Origin of the sequence: Shewanella sp. TC10 (assembly GCF_009663145.1) — a bacterium.
Classification (GTDB): Bacteria; Pseudomonadota; Gammaproteobacteria; order Enterobacterales; family Shewanellaceae; genus Shewanella.
Genome location: NZ_VKHR01000006.1, coordinates 72,389 through 94,290, shown reverse-complemented (window position 1 = coordinate 94,290; position 21,902 = coordinate 72,389). Strand labels below are relative to the sequence as shown.

Annotated in this window: 20 protein-coding genes; 12 read left to right on the top strand and 8 right to left on the bottom strand. The window is 41.3% G+C overall.

Going from position 1 to position 21,902, the window contains the following annotated elements:
- Position 1: 1 nt before the first annotated feature.
- The 3 genes from ctaD to FNZ24_RS03555 are packed head-to-tail and all read left to right on the top strand — an operon-like array spanning position 2 to position 3,061.
- Entirely contained in the window at positions 2-1,624 is a 1,623-nt protein-coding gene (gene ctaD / locus FNZ24_RS03565) for a cytochrome c oxidase subunit I (RefSeq protein ID WP_194944986.1), read from the top strand.
- Between the two features lies 1 nt (position 1,625).
- Entirely contained in the window at positions 1,626-2,189 is a 564-nt protein-coding gene (locus tag FNZ24_RS03560) for a cytochrome c oxidase assembly protein (RefSeq protein ID WP_153913048.1), read from the top strand.
- Positions 2,186-3,061 carry a cytochrome c oxidase subunit 3 gene (locus FNZ24_RS03555; RefSeq protein ID WP_153913047.1) on the top strand — a complete coding sequence of 292 codons (876 nt, stop codon included), beginning with the start codon at positions 2,186-2,188 and terminating at the stop codon, positions 3,059-3,061. Before FNZ24_RS03560 ends, FNZ24_RS03555 begins: the two co-directional genes overlap by 4 nt.
- Positions 3,062-3,066: 5 nt before the next feature.
- On the opposite strand, the gene FNZ24_RS03550 is transcribed toward FNZ24_RS03555, so the two are convergent.
- Positions 3,067-3,285: a DUF2909 family protein gene (locus FNZ24_RS03550; protein WP_102526718.1), complete on the bottom strand. Its 219-nt coding sequence runs from the start codon at positions 3,283-3,285 to the stop codon at positions 3,067-3,069.
- Between FNZ24_RS03550 and FNZ24_RS03545 the strand changes: the two genes are divergently transcribed.
- The 5 genes from FNZ24_RS03545 (at position 3,284) to FNZ24_RS03525 (ending at position 7,279) form a co-directional block, all read left to right on the top strand.
- Positions 3,284-4,123, top strand: a complete 840-nt coding sequence (locus tag FNZ24_RS03545; RefSeq protein ID WP_228768363.1) for an SURF1 family protein — start codon at positions 3,284-3,286, stop codon at positions 4,121-4,123. The two genes, FNZ24_RS03550 and FNZ24_RS03545, sit on opposite strands and share 2 nt — an antisense overlap.
- A gap of 40 nt (positions 4,124-4,163) precedes the next feature.
- The gene (locus FNZ24_RS03540) at positions 4,164-4,718 is read left to right on the top strand and encodes a hypothetical protein (RefSeq protein ID WP_102526716.1); all 555 of its coding nucleotides are present in this window, start codon (positions 4,164-4,166) and stop codon (positions 4,716-4,718) included.
- Positions 4,718-5,698 (top strand): COX15/CtaA family protein, encoded by a 981-nt coding sequence (locus FNZ24_RS03535; RefSeq protein WP_153913045.1) that lies wholly within the window; start codon positions 4,718-4,720, stop codon positions 5,696-5,698. Before FNZ24_RS03540 ends, FNZ24_RS03535 begins: the two co-directional genes overlap by 1 nt.
- Before the next feature lie 14 nt (positions 5,699-5,712).
- Positions 5,713-6,624 (top strand): heme o synthase, encoded by a 912-nt coding sequence (cyoE, locus tag FNZ24_RS03530; protein WP_153913044.1) that lies wholly within the window; start codon positions 5,713-5,715, stop codon positions 6,622-6,624.
- A 61-nt stretch (positions 6,625-6,685) separates the two neighbouring features.
- Positions 6,686-7,279: an SCO family protein gene (locus FNZ24_RS03525; protein ID WP_153913068.1), complete on the top strand. Its 594-nt coding sequence runs from the start codon at positions 6,686-6,688 to the stop codon at positions 7,277-7,279.
- Between the two features lie 116 nt (positions 7,280-7,395).
- Here FNZ24_RS03525 and FNZ24_RS03520 read toward each other — a convergent pair whose 3' ends face one another.
- The 6 genes from FNZ24_RS03520 to FNZ24_RS03495 all read right to left on the bottom strand — a co-directional run bounded on the left by FNZ24_RS03520 (position 7,396) and on the right by FNZ24_RS03495 (position 12,448).
- Positions 7,396-7,890, bottom strand: coding sequence for a GNAT family N-acetyltransferase (locus FNZ24_RS03520; protein WP_228768367.1), 495 nt, complete (start codon positions 7,888-7,890; stop codon positions 7,396-7,398).
- A 116-nt stretch (positions 7,891-8,006) separates the two neighbouring features.
- Complete coding sequence (locus FNZ24_RS03515) at positions 8,007-8,663, bottom strand: hypothetical protein (protein WP_153913042.1); 657 nt, start codon at positions 8,661-8,663, stop codon at positions 8,007-8,009.
- A gap of 95 nt (positions 8,664-8,758) precedes the next feature.
- Positions 8,759-9,097 carry a hypothetical protein gene (locus FNZ24_RS03510; RefSeq protein WP_153913041.1) on the bottom strand — a complete coding sequence of 113 codons (339 nt, stop codon included), beginning with the start codon at positions 9,095-9,097 and terminating at the stop codon, positions 8,759-8,761.
- On the bottom strand, positions 9,097-9,771 hold the full coding sequence (locus FNZ24_RS03505) for a hypothetical protein (protein WP_153913040.1): 675 nt from the start codon (positions 9,769-9,771) through the stop codon (positions 9,097-9,099). The genes FNZ24_RS03510 and FNZ24_RS03505 overlap by 1 nt, the downstream gene beginning before the upstream one ends.
- A gap of 132 nt (positions 9,772-9,903) precedes the next feature.
- Positions 9,904-10,380 carry a hypothetical protein gene (locus tag FNZ24_RS03500; protein ID WP_153913039.1) on the bottom strand — a complete coding sequence of 159 codons (477 nt, stop codon included), beginning with the start codon at positions 10,378-10,380 and terminating at the stop codon, positions 9,904-9,906.
- Positions 10,381-11,401: 1,021 nt separating this feature from the next.
- Positions 11,402-12,448, bottom strand: a complete 1,047-nt coding sequence (locus tag FNZ24_RS03495) for a polysaccharide deacetylase family protein (RefSeq protein ID WP_153913038.1) — start codon at positions 12,446-12,448, stop codon at positions 11,402-11,404.
- 9 nt (positions 12,449-12,457) lie between these two features.
- Here FNZ24_RS03495 and FNZ24_RS03490 point away from each other — a divergent pair, with 9 nt between their 5' ends.
- From FNZ24_RS03490 to FNZ24_RS03480, 3 genes are all read left to right on the top strand, one after another.
- Positions 12,458-13,795, top strand: a complete 1,338-nt coding sequence (locus tag FNZ24_RS03490; protein WP_153913037.1) for an MATE family efflux transporter — start codon at positions 12,458-12,460, stop codon at positions 13,793-13,795.
- A 98-nt stretch (positions 13,796-13,893) separates the two neighbouring features.
- On the top strand, positions 13,894-15,816 hold the full coding sequence (locus tag FNZ24_RS03485) for an alpha/beta hydrolase family protein (RefSeq protein ID WP_153913036.1): 1,923 nt from the start codon (positions 13,894-13,896) through the stop codon (positions 15,814-15,816).
- A 90-nt stretch (positions 15,817-15,906) separates the two neighbouring features.
- Complete coding sequence (locus FNZ24_RS03480) at positions 15,907-17,847, top strand: alpha/beta hydrolase family protein (RefSeq protein ID WP_153913035.1); 1,941 nt, start codon at positions 15,907-15,909, stop codon at positions 17,845-17,847.
- 165 nt (positions 17,848-18,012) lie between these two features.
- On the opposite strand, the gene FNZ24_RS03475 is transcribed toward FNZ24_RS03480, so the two are convergent.
- Positions 18,013-20,151, bottom strand: coding sequence for a TonB-dependent siderophore receptor (locus FNZ24_RS03475; protein WP_153913034.1), 2,139 nt, complete (start codon positions 20,149-20,151; stop codon positions 18,013-18,015).
- 567 nt (positions 20,152-20,718) lie between these two features.
- On the opposite strand from FNZ24_RS03475, the gene FNZ24_RS03470 reads away from it, so the two are divergent.
- Positions 20,719-21,795, top strand: a complete 1,077-nt coding sequence (locus tag FNZ24_RS03470; protein WP_153913033.1) for a PepSY-associated TM helix domain-containing protein — start codon at positions 20,719-20,721, stop codon at positions 21,793-21,795.
- Positions 21,796-21,902 lie beyond the last annotated feature (107 nt).

The window sequence follows — 21,902 nt, the reverse complement described above, 5'->3', positions numbered from 1 at the left end:
AATGAGCACTATTACACAAGATACAACTGAAGCTCATGATGGTCAGTCTCACGATGACCATGGCCATGATGATCACCATCATGGCGCGCCGAAAGGCATCATGCGCTGGATTTTAACCACTAACCATAAAGACATTGGCTCATTATATTTATGGTTTAGTTTCATCATGTTTCTCACTGGCGGTGCAATGGCGATGGTTATCCGCGCCGAACTGTTCCAGCCAGGATTACAATTAGTTGATCCAAACTTTTTCAACCAAATGACCACAGTTCACGGACTGATCATGGTATTTGGCGCCGTTATGCCTGCCTTTACCGGCCTAGCTAACTGGCTTATTCCAATGATGATTGGTGCACCAGATATGGCACTTCCTCGGATGAATAACTGGAGTTTTTGGATTCTGCCATTCGCATTTGCCATTCTGTTAAGTTCGTTATTTATGGAAGGCGGCGGGCCTAACTTCGGTTGGACTTTTTACGCACCACTATCAACGACTTACAGCCCTGATACCACGGCATTATTCGTATTCTCAGTACACATTATGGGAATAAGCTCCATTATGGGCGCGATTAACGTAGTCGTGACTATTGTGAATATGCGTGCACCAGGTATGACATGGATGAAGTTACCATTGTTTGTATGGACTTGGTTGATTACAGCATTCTTATTGATTGCCGTGATGCCCGTACTCGCAGGTGCTGTCACCATGGTATTAACCGATAAATACTTCGGTACTAGCTTCTTCGATGCTGCAGGTGGTGGCGATCCTGTGATGTTCCAGCATATTTTCTGGTTCTTCGGTCACCCTGAAGTTTACATTATGATTTTACCCTCCTTCGGTATTATCTCGGCGATTGTGCCTACCTTTAGCCGTAAAAAGCTCTTTGGTTATTCCTCCATGGTTTACGCCACCTCAAGTATTGCGATTCTGTCGTTCTTGGTATGGGCGCATCACATGTTTACTACGGGTATGCCAGTATTCGCCGAGCTATTTTTCATGTATTGCACCATGTTGATTGCGGTGCCCACTGGGGTAAAAGTGTTTAACTGGGTCGCGACGATGTGGCGTGGTTCTATTACCTTTGAAACACCGATGTTATTCGCTGTCGCCTTTATCATCTTGTTCACTATTGGTGGATTCTCGGGTCTGATGCTGGCAATTACGCCTGCGGATTTCCAATACCATGATACTTACTTTGTAGTTGCTCACTTCCACTACGTGTTAGTGACGGGTGCAGTGTATTCCATTATGGCCGCCGCCTATTATTGGCTGCCTAAATGGACTGGCCACATGTATAGCGAAACCTTAGGTCGCTGGCATTTCTGGTGTAGCACGATTTCAGTCAACGTGTTGTTTTTCCCAATGCATTTCTTAGGGCTTGCGGGCATGCCTCGCCGTATTCCTGATTATGCAATTCAATTTGCTGATGTTAACCAAATCGTCTCTATTGGCGGGTTTGCATTTGGTTTATCGCAACTTATCTTCTTAGCTGTCGTGATTAAGTGTATTAGAGGCGGCGAGAAAGCGGCAGATAAACCTTGGGAAGGCGCTGAAGGTCTAGAATGGACCATCGCAAGTCCAGCACCTTATCACTCATTCACTACACCACCAGAGGTAAAGTGATATGAGCCAGCCAACAAAATCAAACCGTAAATTACTAATAGGTCTCGTACTGGGCTCTATTGGTATGTTCGGCTTTGGTTTTGCACTGGTACCGCTTTATGACGTGCTTTGTGACACCTTAGGGATTAACGGAAAACCCCAAGGTACAGCAAGTAGTTATGAGGCGGTGGTCGTTGATAAAGAACGCACCATTACTATTGAATTTATCGCCCAAGTACAAGGCAGCATGCCATGGAAGTTTGGCCCAAAAGTGAACCGTATTCAGGTTCACCCTGGCGAACTCACTCGCACAGCTTTTTTAGCAAAAAACCTTTCTGCTAAACCCCTTGTCGGCCAAGCAATACCCTCTGTATCGCCTGGTCAAGGTGCGGCCTATTTCAATAAAACCGAGTGTTTCTGTTTCAATCAACAACCCCTAGCTGCAAAGGCTGATGCTGAACTGCCATTAATCTTTTATGTGGATCCAGACTTACCAGATTCCATTAAAACTTTGACTCTCTCTTATACCCTCTATGACATCACAGACAAACAAACTGCGGCCATAGAGCAAGGAGCAGCAAGATGACAACTAAACATGAAAACTATTACGTGCCAGCGCAAAGCGTTTGGCCCATTACCGGTGCTATCGGGTTATTCCTGATTGCTTTTGGCGCAGGTTCCTACGTTCAACAGTTAGCCACTGAAGATACTTCAGGTGGTTATATCCTAGTGGCTGGTATTGCGGTCATTATCTTTATGCTGTTTGGCTGGTTTAAGAATGTCATTGATGAATCAATGTCAGGCTTATATTCAGCCCAAATGGACCGTTCATTTCGTCAAGGAATGAGCTGGTTTATTTTCTCTGAAATTATGTTCTTCGGGGCATTTTTTGGCGCCTTATTCTACGCCAGAATGGTGGCTATTCCGTGGTTAGGTGGTAGCTCAAACAACGCCATGACCCATGAAGTACTATGGCCAACATTTGAAGCCATGTGGCCATTGATCAAAACCCCTGATGGCACCACTACAGAAGCCATGCCTTGGACTGGGTTACCGCTTTATAACACCCTCATCCTTTTAGCCTCTTCGGTCACCTTACACTTTGCTCACGTGTCATTGGAGAAATCCAAACGTGGCGCATTAAAAGTCTGGTTAGGCTTAACCATTTTATTGGGTATCGGGTTCTTATTTTTGCAGGTTGAAGAATATGTTCACGCATACCAAGAAATGGGGCTAACGCTTTCATCTGGCATCTACGGAAATACTTTCTTTTTGCTCACGGGTTTCCATGGCATGCACGTCACACTGGGGACAGTGTTCCTGATTATCTTGTTCTTTCGGGTACTCAAAGGTCACTTCACCCCAGAAAGCCATTTTGCCTTCCAATCAGGCAGTTGGTATTGGCATTTTGTCGATGTGGTTTGGCTCTGTTTGTTTATTTTTGTCTACGTCATTTAAACAAACTAATAAGGCCTTGGATTAGGGGTTACCCAACCTAATCCTAAGGCCAGTAATAACAGCACCATCACCAAAGCAGAAAAGATAACTCGACGTCCTAAAAATTGACTCATTGGTTGTTTATTTTCAGCTTTAACCATAATAAACAAGGCTCTAGCTAGATTAAATAATATGAATACAAGCAGCAGTACTAATACAAGCTTGAAAATAACTAAGGTATCCATGGGCTCTCCTTTGCGAGTCTGGCGACTATCTACTGGGTTATTGCTGCTTGTTACTGTGAGTGTGTTTTGTATTTTGGTCAAGTTAGGCGTTTGGCAACTTGATAGAGCTGAGCAAAAAACGGCGTGGCAAGCCACCTTGTCAGCCAGACAAGCTGCGAGTGAATTAAGTTTTGATCAACTGCTTGCTTTTGGCGCTGATGAAAGACTCAGTGGTTACCGTTTAAGTGTCAATGCAACTCCGGTAAATCAACAAATATTGCTACTCGATAACCAAGTGTTTGAAGGACGAGTCGGTTACTTAGCCTACCAAGTTTTTCAAGTTGCTAATGCAGGGACTAATACAAATGCTGTCACAAATGATATTACAATTGATAACGCTGAAGCAGTTAACAAAGACCTACCTTGGCTTTTGGTTGAATTAGGCTTTGTTGCTGCCAATATCGATCGTCGAATTTTACCTGACATAACCCCTGTACCACTTTCTGCCATTAGCCTAACGGGTCGTGTTTATCAAAAACAAATTAACCCTTTAAGCCACCAGCTCCATGCTGAAGACGGCCATGTGATGCGTTTTCAAAACCTCAATTTAGCGGCCTTAGCTGAGAAAATAGGCCACCCACTGGCACCAGTAGTACTGCAGCCAGATTCTATCCCTAACATTGCATTACCTAAGCCATGGACACCCATTCCATTATCAGCCCAAAAACACCAAGGCTACGCACTGCAATGGTTCACCATGGCGGCGGTATTTTTGTCACTGATGCTATGGATAGGATGGAAGCACTTAATAAAAGCAACACCTAACAGCACAGCTAGCAAGACAAGCGAAAACGAATAAAACCAAACTAATAAATTAAGCCGTAACAAGAGGAGCAAGTATGAACTCCCCAGTAAAACCTAAAAACAACAAGGCATTGTTTGCCCTAGTACTGGTATTTATCTTACCAGTGGCCGTCGCAAAGCTGGTATTAAGCATGGACTTATACAATGGCGCAGCAACCAATAAAGGCCAACTTATTCCGCCAGAGGTGAGCTATCAAAGCTTATCAATGGAAAATCCGCATCCACAATCTTGGCAGCTGTTATATCTATTACCTAAAGACTGCCTAGAACAATGTCAGCAACGTTTATACGTACTGCATCAAAGTCACGTGGCTTTAGGTAAGCATCAAGATCGCGTGAGTCCTATTATCATGCTGCAACCTGATAGTGACACGGCAATCCTTGAAAAGCTCAAAGTGCCATTTGAAACTGCCAATGCTAGCCAAGCCATCATTGCAATGATGACAGAACAGCAAATGATTATTGTCGACCCACTCGGCAGCCTAGTGATGGAATATCCTGGCATCATCGGTGAGCAAGAAAATATGGATCAAGGCAAATCAATGATTGCCGACCTACGTAAGTTATTGAAGTTGTCGAGGGTCGGTTAATGGATATAAAAAACCTCCTCAAATTCACCTTGGTATTTACCTTTGCCGTTATTTTGATGGGCGCTTACACCCGCTTATCAGATGCGGGGTTAGGTTGCCCTGATTGGCCGGGTTGTTATGGTCATATTGGCGTACCCAGTGATGCAGCCGACTTGGCTAAAGTCGAAACCAACTTTCCAAATCTCACCGTCGAGCCAGAAAAAGCTTGGCTAGAAATGATCCACCGTTATATTGCCGGCGCATTAGGCTTAATGGTGTTAACTATTTTAATTGTTTGCTTAAAAAGAGCCGATGCACCGAAAAAACTGCCGATATTTATTTCCGCACTGATCTTATTTCAAGCGGCATTAGGTATGTGGACAGTCACCATGAAACTCATGCCCATTGTGGTCATGGGGCACTTGATTGGCGGCTTTAGTTTATTTTCCTTACTACTTTTACTCTACCTAAGAACCAAACCCTTACGGATCCCAGGCGGCGATTCTTATGCGCGAAAGCTCGGTCCATTGGCGATGGTGAGTCTTGTGGTGTTAGTCATACAGATCATGTTAGGCGGCTGGACATCATCAAACTATGCGGCATTAGCCTGTACTAGCTTGCCAATATGTGAAGGCAACTGGATGGATAACCTACAGTTTGCTAAAGCCTTCTCGCCATTTCAAGGCGATCACCCCAGCTTTGAATATGGCGTACTTGATTACCCCGCTAGAATGACCATACATGTCACTCATCGTATTTGGGGCGTTATTACCGCTATCAGTTTATGTTGGTTAGCGTTTAAATTACTCAAAGCACAATCATCCATCATGCGACAAAGTGCATGGGTTTTATTTGCCCTTGTGGTGTTACAAGTGGGTTTAGGCATTAGCAATATTGTAATGCACTTGCCTTTAGGTATTGCAGTCTCACACAACGGAGGCGCAGCGTTATTGTTGTTAACCGTTATCTTCATTAACTATGCGCTGTGGCGTAAAGCATAAGCAAGGATTCTATTATGGCTAAATCACTATCTTTACCCGCAAGCGCAACCAAAACAGACACTCTGCAATGGCGCGCTTATTTCGAGATGACCAAACCAAAAGTCGTCGCACTGATGCTACTGACGGTATTGGTCGGTATGTGCGTAGCACTGCCTGGCGCTGTGCCACTGCAACCGCTTATTTTTGGCATGATTGGCATAGCCATGATGGCCGGTGCGGCGGCAGCTTATAATCACCTAATTGATCGCCGTATCGATGGCTTAATGGCGCGTACCTACAACCGTCCATTACCAAAAGGTAAAGTGTCTGCAATTAAAGCAATGACCTTTGCCACCTCTATTGGCTTAGGTGGGTTTATCATTTTATACGCATTAGTGAATCCATTAACTGCATGGCTGACTTTTGCTAGTTTAATTGGCTATGCAGTGGTGTATACCGCCTATTTAAAACGCGCTACACCGCAAAATATTGTCATTGGTGGATTAGCTGGCGCTATGCCACCACTATTAGGTTGGACAGCTGTGACCAATGAACTGCACGGTAATGCACTGTTATTAGTGATCATCATTTTCACTTGGACACCACCGCACTTCTGGGCATTGGCGATTCATCGTAAAAAAGAATACGCCAAAGTCGATGTACCTATGCTGCCTGTAACCCACGGTGTAGAGTTCACTAAAACCTGTATTTTGCTATACACATTATTGCTAGCAATAGCCTGTTTATTACCTGTGCTCGTTGGTATGTGTGGCCCAGTTTACTTAGTCGGCTCCACCATTCTAAGTTGTGGATTTATCTACAAAGCATGGCAACTTAAATACCATGACAAACCAGGGCTGGCGATGGATGTATTTAAGTTCTCTATCTACCACTTAATGATTCTGTTTTTGGTGTTACTTGTCGACCACTACCTATGGGTCAATTAATGACAGTATCAGTGACCAGTAGAGGGGAAGGAATGTGAAAAAGATAATCGCACTGGCTGTGATGATGTTAGGTTTAGGCGTGGCGGTAGCGGTTAATTTTTCGCAGCCTAAGCCGCTTGAACTTGCCAGCAGTTATATGTTCGACCAACCAAGAGCATTAGCGCCATTTACTTTGCATGACCAACTAGGCAATGAGTTTACCAATCAGCAACTACTCGGCAAATGGAGTTTAGTGTTTGTTGGGTTTACCTCATGCCCTGATGTTTGCCCAACCACACTGAATAAACTCAATGCTGCTTACCCTGAGCTACAGTCGCTATCAGAAGATATTCAGGTAGTGTTTGTGTCAGTGGACCCTGACAGAGATTCGCAAACCAAGCGCTTAGATTACATCAACTTTTTTAATAAAGATTTTAAAGCAGTCACCGCTGAACATGCACAGTTATTCCCGTTCACCAGAGACTTAGGCTTTGCCTACGCCATGGTTGGAGATGGCGCTGACTATCAAGTCGACCATAGCGCTAGTTATGTTTTAGTGTCACCCCAAGGGGAAAAATACGCGGTGTTTAAACCCAAACAACAACCAGGAAAAATTCCACAAATTTTGAATAAAGAGCTGGTTGCGGATCTAAAGCAGATTATTGAAAGTGCTTAAAATTTTTATATAGGTACTGGAAATATAACAAAGCCTCAATATGAACATATTGAGGCTTTTTAATGCGAGCCGTTGAGGAGTTCGATTTAAGTAATAGCCCTTTACTGAAGCTCGTTTTATAGCATGACTTGATAAACATCTATTTCAAACCCACGAAATAACGAACTACCAATGAATTTAAAGCCTGTTCGGTTTACTACTTTAATAGAGCTAGTATTCTCAGGCTCAATAAGTGCGTGTACGACTTCTAGCTGTAAAGTGTGCTTAGCGAAGCCTAATACTCCAAACGTAGACTCAACAGCATAGCCTTTTCCCTGTTGGCTCGCAGCTAAACGGTAATTGATATGTACAACTTCGCCAGAATCAATTTTATGTTTATTGAGGCCACAAACACCTACAAATTCAGAAGTAGAGGAATCATAAATAGCCCAGTGCCCATAACCATTTAAGTCATATTGTTGCTGGCAATTAACAATATACTCTTTAATCTGCAGTTCGGAGTGAACCCCTACTGTAGAGTATTTCATTACTGTAGAGTCAGCTAAGACCTTCGAAAGATCTTCAGCATCTGCATCAGTAATTTGTCGAATTGATAACCTTTCTGTTTCCACTACAGTCAATATAAACTCCAAGAGATATCACGCCGCAATAAGTGGTTAGTGAACGTGTGCCATAATGAAGCGAAGCGGAATCGGCACGCGTTCACGAATCCGACTTAATTGCTTTGTTATAAGCCTGCTGAAAGTTGTTCCCACTCGATAACTCTAGCTCGTATTAATTTGATGGAAATATCAGCTTTTTCTGCGATTTCTTTTTGGTTTTTCTCTGCTTCCTGCCAATATTGCTCAAATCCACGGCTGTCAAACGGTGATTGATACTGATACTTAACTGACTCTGTATGTGCAAGTTTATCAATATCAGTTAGCGAATCATAAATACTTTCAGGATAAAATGGTCGCTTCTTTTCTCTTAATTCATAAAGCTTTAACCTTGCTTCATATAACGATTGAAGGCGCGAATTTTTAATTTCTTCTTCGGTTTTACTTTCAGGAACTCTATCAAACACTGGTCTCAAACTATTAGCACGATTTCGTACGTCTACAAGCAATTCAGTGAGTTGTTCTAGAATTGAAAACTCTCTTTCATATCGAATGCTGCTGGTTTGCAATTGAGATGATAAATCTGCTTTGGTGGCTTCTAATTGATGAGCATAATCGTTTTTCACCGACTCAATTTTGTTAGTGATCTCAGCAATATCTTCTTTTGTAGCTAAGTTCTTACCTTTTTCAGACGAGTATGAAAAGAGCAGTTTTCTAAACAAAAAAATGCAGCCAACACTAATAAGAATTAGTATTTGAAGGACTATTATTAATGCTGATTCCAATTTGTTACCTCCTTTGGCTTATAACGCCTCAATAACCGGCGCAGCTTTGCTGCGTCCGGCGCCGAAGGCGCGAAGCTGGTTGACTTGTTACAAGGCTACTTACCGGAGCCACTTTTCTCTCCTGTCAGGTATGCGAGTGTGCCTGTTAACCCAGCGGTGATAATTGGTCCAATGATTACCCATAGGTCCTTTGCGTTATCTGGAATCATGAAAAATGCGATGCAGCCGAAAACACCTAATAGCCCGCATGTAATACCAACTAGCCAAAGTACGCCGATTTTAACTGATACATCTCCAGCGGCTTTAATTTGTGCGGGTGTTCTCGGCTTGCTATTCTCAGCAATCAGCTTGTTCCAAGCTTGGTTGTCTGTTGGAATTGCAGAGGAACTACTTGGAATTTGATTTGAAGAGCTACTAGAGCTTGAGCCAGCCATTATTTCACCAAACCTTTAACTTGATCAGGTGAAAATGTAGGAAGTATTTTTGCTACAACTTCAGTTAACGTATCGGTAGAAACTGATTCCATTGTTGGTACGTTATTAACATCAAGCTCTATGAATATACCTGTTTCTGGGTTACTTCCATCTCCAGATAAAGCCGTGTTGATGCTAGATATGTTGTTTAAATTAAGGCCATGCATTGATGATGCCTTATTGAACCTCAAGTTTATCTCTTGGGCATTTTGTAAATCTGTTTTTAAGTGCTTTCTTGAAATTGTATTACTTGGCGTTTTATCAGGAATATAAAAGTTACCGATTACACCAAACCGATTAACTTTTGATCTTGAGGTGATTGATTTAATAAACAAAGCAGCTTTAGCTTTAAAATCTTGGACAATTTCAGGCCAAGCCTCCTCACCTAAATTATTACCATTCAAGATGAAGTCTATTCGTGCAGGTGCAATGTTACAGTTATATTTATTATTCTCAGACCTCATCTGCACTCGTGGAATATCATGAGGTACATCGTTGGGCATTGAAAGTATTTGAGGCATTGCATCAAACAAATTACCCATATCCATATTTACCTGATTCATACTTGTATCAGGTCTAAACTGTGGCTGTTGATAAAACATAGCCAACTGTAATTTCATAATGCTTTCTTTCATTTTATAGCCTTACTTCCTAAATTTGATTTGCCTTGTAACGCCTCGTTAAGAGGCAAATAATATGTTGGCTAAAATTAGCGACGAAGGAGCAAAAGCCAACTGTTTTTTGTCCTTTTAAACGACTTGTTAGCTTTAAATTTTCATCCACAAAGCAATAAAACCAACAAAAATAAAAACACCAAGTCCCGCGATCATCTTTTTAATTGTTACCGTATTAGATTCAATGTGATTTAGTTGCTGCTGATCTAAGGCATCATTGAGCTTGTCTTTAGAGTTGATAATCCCGTGAGAGCATAAATTAACACCTATGCCTCCTGCAATTAGTACAAACGACCATTTAAACACGGTTACTACTTGGATAAACTTGCTCAGCTGCTCCTGATTAGCTGGAGAGAAACCATCAACAAAGCCATCTTTTTTATATATAGCTTCGATTAATTCAATACCCACAATAGAAAAAATAGCGATAGAAATTAAGCACCCTCCCCAATATAAATAACTCCATCGGGATTTACTTTTATCGTACATGGCTGCCAAAATTACTACAAAGGCAAATATTATGAAAAAACCTATGAGCCATAGAGTTTTAATTAAGTCTGGATCAGTCACGAAACTCCCTTTAAAGCTAACAGTATATTAGGCTGAATTCCGAATAAGAACGGTCTTAATAAGAACAGAGCGCCAGTACTTTAATCATTCAAGACTAACAGTAAACCAGTGTATCAACAATGAGTTATAACGTAGAAACAACTGATTCCTAGTTTCTCCGTCTGAGTGAAACAAAGAACTGTCATCATTGCATAAATTGCAATGTTTACGCTGAAAGAGAAGTCACTATACTCCGGCCTAAATGATAATTCGGGGGCAGGTCTTATATCTTGCGTCCCACATTAGCTTTTATAAGGCTAAAGCTTTAATTGCGCTACTAACAACTTCTATCAGTGAAAATCTTTTTGGGGCATAAACGAGTTACCCGTTTATGTTTTGTACTTCATCTATATTGGCTCAATTACTTAAGACCATCACTTAAATCTAATCCATTGCCTGCCGCAGGCTTTTGTGCAGATACAACTGCGAGACGCTGCAAGTACGTCCCTGTAAGCTCTGCCAAAACATCCATGTTTTGGAAGCTCGCTGCTGCATCTACACTGGGATTATTGTCTCTTCGAATTTACTGTATTTGTGTCAAATTAAAGAACTCAAAAGATCTAGCTCTAATTAGCTAGAAGATTCAATTTGAATTGAGGACGTTGAAGAAAATAGCATGAGCCTGACAGGACGTCAGGCTAGCTTTCGCTGGGCCATGGACGGCCCGTCGGAAGCGTTAGCATTTTCGAATAAAACCGAAGCAGTCTACAAGCGAGGTTGAAAGCTGGATCAATCCCCATCGAAAACCATGCGCTTTTCAGCATTTTTCGTCGGGGCGCTGGGGGATATCCAAAAGGGGAACAAGCGCTTTTCCCCTTTTGGTCGGGTGTGGGTGGAAAACCCACGATGTTAATCCAAACGGAGTTTGGAAATACAGGCTAAAATCCTGGGGCCAAGATTAGGTGTGGGCGAAGCGCCACGACCTTGATTTGGCTTTTGATCAAAAATGAAAACTACTTAGCCGTCAGGCTAAACCAAAAGATTATTCTTTTGGCCAACTTCCATCATTATTGGGTCTCACCCAAGCCTGCGAAAACCAATAATAGCCTTTCTGAGTTTTACTCGGAGCGGTGCAATTATAACGGCTACGCCCTGCGGGTAAATTCGCTGGTGCTTGAATACTAAACTCAGTTTCAGTCAACCATGTTGGCTTTTTCGCGCCTTGTCCTTGGACAAAACACATCACTTGATGTGGGTAAATATCAGTGATGTCTAACTCGACTTTTAACTCAGGTCGCCAATCTCCAGAAGTTAATAATGGATCAGTGATATTTTGCTTAACCACTGGCATGTTCAAACTAGTAAACTTAACTTTTAAACTATCCAAATCCGCATAAGGCCCTGCAACAGGAAAACGGGGTAATGCTGTTAAGATTGAATATTTACCCGCAGCACCAGATTGTTGGCCTAAACCAATAAAGTCATTTTTCTTAAGAATGTTTTCAACGTCAGCATTGTACTCACCATAAGGGTAAGCCAACATTTTAACGCTCTGGCCAGTATGCTTTTTAATTTCAGCTTCAGTATCTAATAAATTGTTTTCGATACGCGTTAACCATTGCTGATGGTTTTCGCCTTCAAGCTTTCGGTTCAAATGCTCATGACCCCAACTGTGGTTGGCAATGGTTGCGCCATTTTCTGCTAGTTGGTTTATTTGATCCCAGCTCATCATTCCTGCATAGCCTTTTTCAATCGGCTCAATAGAAATAAATAAGGTGTATGAAAAGTTATGCTTAGCTAATATTGGCGCTGCAGCATCAGCAATACTCTGATAACCATCATCAAAAGTAATCACAATACTTTTATCGGCTATCGGCGTATCTTGTTTTATTGCATCTACCGCTTCTGTCAGACTTATGATGGTAAACTCATTATCTGCAAGATATTGCATCTGCTCTTCAAATTGCGCCGGTGTCACACTGGTGCTCGCTGGCGATGTTTCGGATACGTGGTGATATTGCAATATCACCACCGCGCTGGCATTAAATGAGAATAACCACATTAATCCCAAGAGACTTTGTTTTAACATAAGATTCCTATGTCCATAAAAGCATTATTATTTAACAGCCAAAAAAACCGTCAGCTATTTGCGTTAGCATTGCCGATGATTTTATCCAATATCACTATTCCCCTATTAGGTTTAGTCGATACCGCTGTCATTGGTCATTTATCTGAAGCCTATTACTTAGGCGGTGTGGCACTAGGTAGCACAATTATTACGTTAATTGTCTGGCTATTGGGCTTTTTGAGAATGTCGACTACGGGTCTAGTCGCCCAAGCTTATGGTGCTAATGATAACGTAACTCAGCAAAAATTGCTGGTACAAGGTTGTAGCTTAGCGCTGATATTCGGTTTTTGCGCCATCATTTTGCAGCAACCATTGCTTGAATTCGCCATGTCTTTGAGCCAAGCCAGTGCAGAGGTAAAACACTTCTGTAGCGAATACGTCAACATTCGCATCTGGTCTATTCCATTCGCTTTACTCAACTTAGTTCTCCTTGGCTGGCTGTTAGGCAGGCAAGCGCCTAAAGCTGCTATGTGGCAACTCATTATCGCCAACATCGTTAATATCGTTTTGGATGTGGTGTTTGTTATCGGCTTTGAATGGAACGTGAAAGGGGCGGCTTTAGCCTCGGTTATCGCTGACATTTGTGCTTTTACTGTCGCAGCGGTGATTGTCAAACGTGCCCTTTATCAGCAAAGTGATTTTAATCTAGGTAAGTTATTCGTCCACTTAAGTTTTAAAGGCTATTCGCAATTACTAAAGCTGAATCGTGATATTTTTATCCGTAGTTTATGCCTGCAAGCAAGTTTTACTTTTATGACGTTTTACGGCGCAGGTTTAGGTGATGACATCATTGCTGCCAATGCGGTACTACTGAACTTATTAATGCTGATTTCCTATGCGTTAGATGGCATCGCCTATTACGCAGAGGCTGAAGTCGGCCGCGCAGTCGGACAAAAAAATCTGCAGTTATTGCAAGAGTCGGTATTACTGGCAGGTTATTGGTCTGCGCTATTTTCACTGGGTTTCTGTGTGCTATTTTATTTTGGTGGCAGTGGCATTATCAGTTTACTCACCAGTATTGAAATCGTACAACAGCAAGCCAATGTGTACCTTATTTGGTTAGTGTTTATGCCGCTACTGGCATTCGGTTCGTACTTGTTTGATGGGGTTTATATTGGCGCTGCTCAAGGTCGAGCAATGCGAAATAGCATGATTATTGCCACTTTCGTGGTGTTTTTTCCTTGCTGGTATGTGTTGCAGGACTTTGGTAACCACGGTTTATGGGCAGCCATGAGCGCCTTTATGCTGTGCCGTAGCGCCTCACTTGGACTTCATTACCGCTACAGTCAGGCTTTTAAGCAAATATAATCATTACATAGGTTTAGGTTAGTAAAAACTGGCTTTGTCCATCTTTTTACTGATAACATAGCCGTAACATAGTGACCTTATTTACATGGACTGTATCAATGAAATGGATTTTTGCCCTACTGGCAACACTTTGGCTGTTGTCAGCTTCAGTGTACGCTCAAAAACTCCCCGTAGAAGACTTTGCCAGCATTCCCGATGTGAGCCATGTCAGCATGTCTCCCAATGGCAAAAAAATCGCCTCATTGGTTAGGCTAAACACCGACGAAATGAAAGGCAGCATTATCAATATCTTAGATATTGATACCAAAGAATCTATCTACCCCATTCAAACTGACAATGAAAAGTTCGTCATTTTATCTTTAAGCTGGGCAAATAATGACACTTTGCTGATTAAAGCAAAATTCCCTGCCACACGGTATGGCACGCCCACCACAGAAACCCGTTTAATCAAATATTCATTAGAAAAGAAAAAATCACTGAATGCACTCAGCCGTAAAGCGCTAAACAAATTTAAATGGATGCCACAAATTCAGTCCAATATTATTGATAGATTGCCTAGCGAAGATGAACAGCTGCTACTGGAGATTTCAGGCTTAGGTAATAAACCTAACTATGAATCAGTCGTTAAGCTTAATACACGAAATGGTCGATTTAAGTTTGTTCAGCCAGCTGAATCCAATATTCAACATTGGGTGACTGACCGTCAGCACAGAGTGAGAATTGGTATTTACCGTAAAGACAGCCAATATCGTATTTATGAGCAAGCTGACACTGATGAAGACAGACGAATTTTATGGGAATTTGAAGCCTTCGCCGAAGACCAAGTATGGCCTAAAGGCTTTGCTCAAGATAAAAATATTCTCTATGTGGAAGCATATCATGAAGGATACTTAGCCATTTTCAAGGTTGATTTACGCGATCCAAAACTGACAAAAGAGCTGGTCTTTAGCAGACAAAACTACGATGTCGAAGGCTCATTAATCTACTCTGAACTGAAAAAGAAAGTCATTGGCATTGATGACAGCGAAGAATCTGAATACACCTTTTGGGACAAAGAATATATTGGTCTGGTTAATGGCTTAAACAAAGCATTACCTGATTACCGTAATTACATTACCCAATTTAGCCAAGATGAGCGCCGTTATATTGTCTATTCCACCAATGCCAAAGAAGCAGGGATCTATCTTTTTGGCGATCGTGATGCTGGCCAGTTAATTCCGATTGCTTATCGCTATAAAAACCTCACCCCTGAGCTCCTTGCTGATACTAAGACATTGTCCTATCACGCTCGTGATGGGCTAGAAATTGAAGCCTTTTTAACCACACCACTAAACCAAGAAGCGAAAAACCTACCAACGGTTATTTTTCCTCACGGCGGCCCTATCAGTTATGACTCAAATAGCTTTGATTACTGGACTCAATTTCTAGCTAATCGTGGATATGCGGTGTTAAGAATGAACTTTCGCGGCTCGGCTGGTTACGGTTATGACTTTATGAAAGCAGGGCTAAAAAACTGGGGCTTAGACATGCAAACCGATGTTGAAGATGGCACTCGTTGGCTGATTGAACAAGGTATTTCTGATCCCAATAAAATCTGTATTGTCGGCGCCAGTTATGGTGGTTATGCCGCGTTAATGGGCGTTGCCACCACTGAAGGCTTATATCAATGTGCGGTTAGTTTTGCAGGCGTTACTGACATAGAGTACTTAGTAAAATCATCCAGACGATATAGCAACTTTGATATCGTTAAAAAGCAAATTGGTGATGACTATGATGCCCTTTATGAGCGCTCACCAGTGAGTAAGGCCAAAGACATCAAGGTGCCAGTATTACTCATTCATGGCGATAAGGACCGTGTTGTTAGGGTTCAACATAGTGAAGACATGTTTGAAGAATTAGATGATCTGAAAAAGCCAGTTGAGTACATTGAACTTGAAAATGGCGACCATTATTTAAGTAACAATGAGCATCGAATAAAAACCTTTGTCGCCATCGAAGCGTTTTTGCAAAAACATTTATAGCACGAGATCGTAAAACACGAGCTTGAATAGTCACACATTAATTGCTCTTCGGATGAGAGCGACACTTTAACCCAAACCACTAGGATTATTATGAAACGGATTTTAGCGCTGATTATTTTGTTGTTTATCAGCCAAACGGTCACCGTCAGTGCAACAACACCTCAGCAGCTCCCAGTTGAAGCTTTTGCGAGTATTCCAGATGTCAGCACGGTACGATTATCACCGGATGGTAAACAAATAGCCTCATTAATTTTGGATGATAGTGCAGCAGTGCCGCATAAAATTGTGGCTTTGTTTAATATCGAAACCGGCCAATCACATATTCCAATCAAAAATGATCATGAACGCTATACCATATTCAATTTAGCCTGGGCCAATAATCAAACCATACTCATATCTGCTTTTATCCCTTCAAAACGCTTTGGTAAAGATGCTAATGAGAGTATTTTAATTAAATACAATACGTTAACTGGCGATGTGGGTAGTGTGCTAACTAAAAAAGCGTTAAAACGCTTTGAATCTATCCCTCAATACCAACATGACATTGTCGATCTATTGCCAAAAGATCCTGAACATATTTTACTGTCTGTATCAGGTTTCAGTAAGAGAGTTAACGAACCAACGGTTATCAAAGTTAACTTAATAACAGGCAAAACCACCACTGAACAATATTATCGTGAGCATGTAATTGATTGGATGACCGATCAACAACACAAAGTAAGAATAGCCACTTACCGAGACCCAGATAATACTGAATATAGAACTTATGAACAAAATGAAGCCAATGGAGAATTGCGCTTATTGTGGAAAAATGAAGCCTACTCTGAGGATACTGTTATCCCTATTGGTTTTGATGTTAACCCCAATATTCTATTTGTAAAAGCTTACCATGAAGGCTACTTTGCAGTTTTCAAAGTGGACTTAACTGACCCTAAACTCACAAAAAAGTTAGTCTACAAAGAGGCAAATCATGATGTCGACGGTGGATTAATTCACTCTAAAATTACTCGCCAAGCCATTGGAATTTCAACAGGTATCGATAATGAGTACCATTTTTGGGACAAAGATTATCAAAAGCTGGTCAGTGGTATCAAAATGGCGTTACCAGATACTCAGAATTACTTAACGCAATTTAGCCAAAATGAACGTCGTTATATTGTCTTTGCCACCAGCCCGACTCAACCAGGGTTATTTCTTTATGGTGACCGAGATGCTCGCCGATTAGAGGTTATTGCCAGCAAATATTCTCAACTCAATCCGCAAGTACTAACTGAACCCCAAGCTATCAGCTATCAAGCTCGAGATGGTTTGACCATTCCAAGCTACCTTTCACTACCAAAAGCGGTTGAACCTAAAAAACTCCCCACCATCATTTTCCCTCACGGTGGGCCACAATCTAATACTGGTGAATCATTCGATTATTGGGCGCAATTCTTTGCTAACCGCGGCTATGCCGTGCTGCAAATGAACTTTCGAGGTTCTGCTGGCTATGGCCATCAATTTACCACTGCAGGTTTACAAGGCTGGGGTAAAGAAATGCAAACCGATGTTGAAGATGGCACGCGCTATTTAATCAATGAAGGTATTGCAGACCCCAAGCGGATTTGTATTGCAGGTGCCAGTTACGGCGGTTATGCCGCAATGATGGGCGCGGCAATGACACCTGATTTATATCAATGTGTTATCAGTTTTGCTGGCGTTGCTGACGTAGAGGATTTGGTTAAGTTATCGCGTTTTTACACCAACCATGAAATGACCAAAAAAACCATTGGTGATGACTATAATGCACTATACGAGCGTTCGCCGATTTATCACGCTGACAAAATCAATGTGCCTATTTTATTAATCCATGGTGACAATGACAAAGTGGTACAAGTAAGCCAAAGCCGCGATATGTACCGCAAGTTAGATGGGCTGGACAAAAAAGTAAAATACCTTGAAATTGATAACGGAAATCACTACCTCAGCAACAATCAGCATCGTCTAATGACGTTTAAAGCGATTGACGAGTTTTTATCTAAGAACCTATAGTCGTAACGTTTGATAAGTTAATAAAAAAGGCCCTAACATCATTGCTGACGTTAAGGCCTTTCACTAAAACACGGTATCGTTTAAATTTTTAGATATTAGTTCAAAACGTTATTTTAGAACTTTAGTTTAGAACTTTATTTTAAAACTTTAACTTAGAGCTTTAACTTAGAACTTTGCTTCGAATGCTAAGCTGAAGTTTCTGCCTTCACCAACAGTAACGTCAGTATTAGTACCACCACCTAAGTATTCAGTATCAAATAAGTTTTTAACATTAAAACGCACGCTCATATCCGTATTTTGCACAGCAAAAGAATATGCTGCACCAAAGTCAAAACGAACATAGTCATCTTTTACAATAGTATTTTGGGTATTAGCAAAACGCTCACCAACGTAGATAGCACCAATATTCAATGCTAAGTCGTCAGTAACTTCGTAACGGGTCCAGATATTAGCTGACCATTCAGGTGCATCAACAGGTGTTTTACCATCAAGTTGCTCAGTATCTTCAGCACTTGTCACGTATTCTGCATCCAAGTACATCATCGAACTGGTCACAAATATACTGTCACTAACCTGACCTTGCGCGCCCATTTCAAAACCGCGGTGATGCTGTTTACCACTTTGAGTCGTAATGTACTCATCGTCACCAATAGGTGTGTCAAGTTGCTCACGTACCGTTACGTTGGTCACAGTCGTATCGAATACCGCACCGGTTAGTAATAAGCCACCATCAAACAGTTCCCATTTAGTTCCGATTTCGTACTGTTCACCGTACTCAGGGTCTAAATTCATGCCATCGTTGACATCATTGTCGCTATTTACGATTGACTGTGGGTTAAAGCTTTTCGAGTAGTTAGCGTAGATGCTACCATTTTCACTTGGCGAGTAAATCACACCAAACTTTGGTGAAACTGCGTAGCTATTCTCACCTTCACCGTCTTTCTTTTGCTCATCATAACGAACACCAGCAAGTACTTGCCATTCGTCATTGATGGTCATTAAGTCTTGAACATAAAAACCATAATGCTTGTAGCTCGACTCTGACTTGGTGGTGTCATTGTTGTAATCTAGATCGGGTCTAGGCACATCTTGACCTGGCATAACCATTTGAGCATCGCCGCTATCTCTTAACTGACCATAGTAGTAATCAAGAATGTTGGCACCGACTAACACTTGATGCTCCATACCAAAGGCATTCACGATACCGGTAAAGTCCATGTAGGCTGTTTTATGCTGCCAATCATCATAGCGGTCAAAGGCTTTGATTTGGTAACCATCAGTGGTTGGATCCATTCCTGCAACCATTGAAGGTGATGAATCTAAACGCTGACGAGTAAAGCTCTGGTGGTTATAACCTGTGGTCATTTTCCAATCGTCAGAAATATACCAAGTTAAATCAGCACCTAGGTTTTCAACGTTGTTGTCGGTAAATGCCCATGACATATCCCAGATATCTTCACGATCACCAACTAAGTCGCCGTTATCATCTAACCAACCGCCTCTGTCGATGCCTGTTTTGTCGTCAGTGTAATCGTACTTAACCGATAACATCACATCTTCATGTAGATCAAACTCAAGGTTCAAATAACCTAAAAAGCGGTCGCGCTCTTGCTCTTGTTCACCATTACCATCTTGGTATTCACGCCAGTACTTAGTGTCTTGTTTCACTAACACTGTGCGGTAACGAATTGATTCAGCATCATTTAATGCGCCACCCGCATCTAACTGAAAACGAGTTGAACCATTCGCGTCAGTATCAAATGCAACGTCAAATAAGTTTTCATAGGTTGGCTTTTTAGTCACCATGTTGATTAAGCCGCCAGGACCTGACTGACCGTACAGCATGCTTGATGGACCTTTAAGCACTTCAACTTGTTGTAGTGTTTCAATCGGTTGTACGTAGTGTGACCACTGCTGCTGGCCATTGATTAAAAAGCCACTGCCTGAATCAAGTTCAAAGCCACGGATGTTGAACACTTGGCGGTTCCACTTTTCGCTACCACCGGTAACACTTGAATCGTTAACCAATACTTCAGACAGGTTTCTTGCTAACTGCTCATCTGTGACGAAATCAGGAATAACATTCACTGATTGCGGGGTATCCATCAAATCAATATCACCGCGCATTGCGCCAGATGATGAACCAACTTTGTAGTTATTGAAGTTCATACCAGTCACTTCAATGCGCTCAATATTTGCAACAAAATTCTGACTCGTTTCAGTTTCATTGTTCGCTTCTTCAGCAGCTAATGACGCTGATGCTAAACCTGCTACAACAGCAAACGCAATTGGTGAAATTCTCATACAAAGTAGCCCTTAATTTGGCAGTAACCGTTAATGAGATGGATTATCATTTGCGTTCACCACTTTGTGAAGTGATTTTTTTACTAAGTGTAAAGAAGTGTGAAGAACCGCACTAATGCGAGTAAAACTCATTACTAATGTTGAATATTTATTGCATATTAACAGAAATTAATGTTAACCCACCCCAAAATATTCACCAAAAAGAACACTTAAACACACCCAACCAAACAACAATAAAAATAGTAAAACACTTTATTAACAATAAAATAACAATGGTTTCAAAATAAATCTTACTGATACTTTGCTTATATGACCTAAAGCTCAATCCTAGAAAATCAAATTCACGATGAATAGTTATTCACTTGTTAAGCATTTGAAGCATAATTTTTAATGTAAATTTGTGACCTATTTAACACTATATGCTTCCTTTACACTTCTTTAATTGAACAAAGAAATGAGATTAATTATCATTCACGAAATTTTTTACGGAGTGCTTAGTTTGTTGCTTTACAACAAACAGTACTTCCATCAATTGGCAACTGCCTAGAACACTCTGAGAACATCAACATGAATGTAGTCCCTGCTTTAAAATGGTTTCATAACTGGGTTGGTTTTGTCATCAGCATTTCAATGCTGATTGTATTAGTCACAGGTGTTTATCTTGGCGGTATGGACATGCTGAAAAGAATGGATGACAAAGGGCAGCAATATGCGCCGTTATCCGTTGAACAAAAAGCTCATGTTACCGAGACCTTATTTGAGCGCTACCCAGACATGGGAACGGTTCGCTTTCCAACCGAATACTCACCTTATATTGAAGTTGCTACTCGTGGTAAGTCGATTGCTTTTGATCAAGACTTGAATGAGCTATCCACCTATAACATCAGAGAAATTCCGCTATGGACTACCATGTTCTGGCTACACAGAAATTTCTTATTAGGTGATTTTGGTAAGTACTTAAATGCATGGGCATCAATGGTCGGCGGTATAGTCGTATTAGTGGGTATTTACCTATGGTGGCGAGTACGCAAAACTTTTAGATTAAAGCACTCAATACCAACTAACACTAAATCAAGTAGCCTAGTTAAAAGCCATATTCAATTAGGGCTATTTATCTCAGTTCCGCTATTTCTACTATGTATAACTGGCTTTTTAATCACTTATAAAGGTTTGTGGATGGGTGCGTTAAAGCAGCAACCCGTTGCAGAAGTACAATACCCTGTCAGCCAAAAAAGTGATTGGCAGAGCCAGCTTCAAACAGCCCAAGATATGTGGCCTGAATCTTCACTCGTAGCAGTAAGTAAGCCTAGACAGAAAAAACCTGAACCTGGCGCAGAAAAACCTAAAGGGCCACAAGAACTTAACTACAGCATCCGTTTTGATACCCACAGTGATGTTTGGTTGCGTCAAGCTGATAGCATCACCATGAACTATGAACAAGGTAAGATTCAATCTGCACTTTTACACAGTGATCGCCCGTTATCAGGCAAAGTCGCGACCTTTGTTAGACCGTTACATGATGCGATGAATATGCCTTTTAAATATGTGGCATTTATTACTGCTATCGCCTTTATCGGTACTGTGATTTTATTATTCAGCGCAGTGACTTTTTACCGCCGCATTTTCAAAAAGAAGCGTAAGTAATCTAAACGCAAGCTAAGTTTACTTCAAACAAAAACGGCTTACTGAAAACAGTAAGCCGTTTTGTTTTATCAAACATTTAAATTACACTTAACTCACCCTGTGAGGTA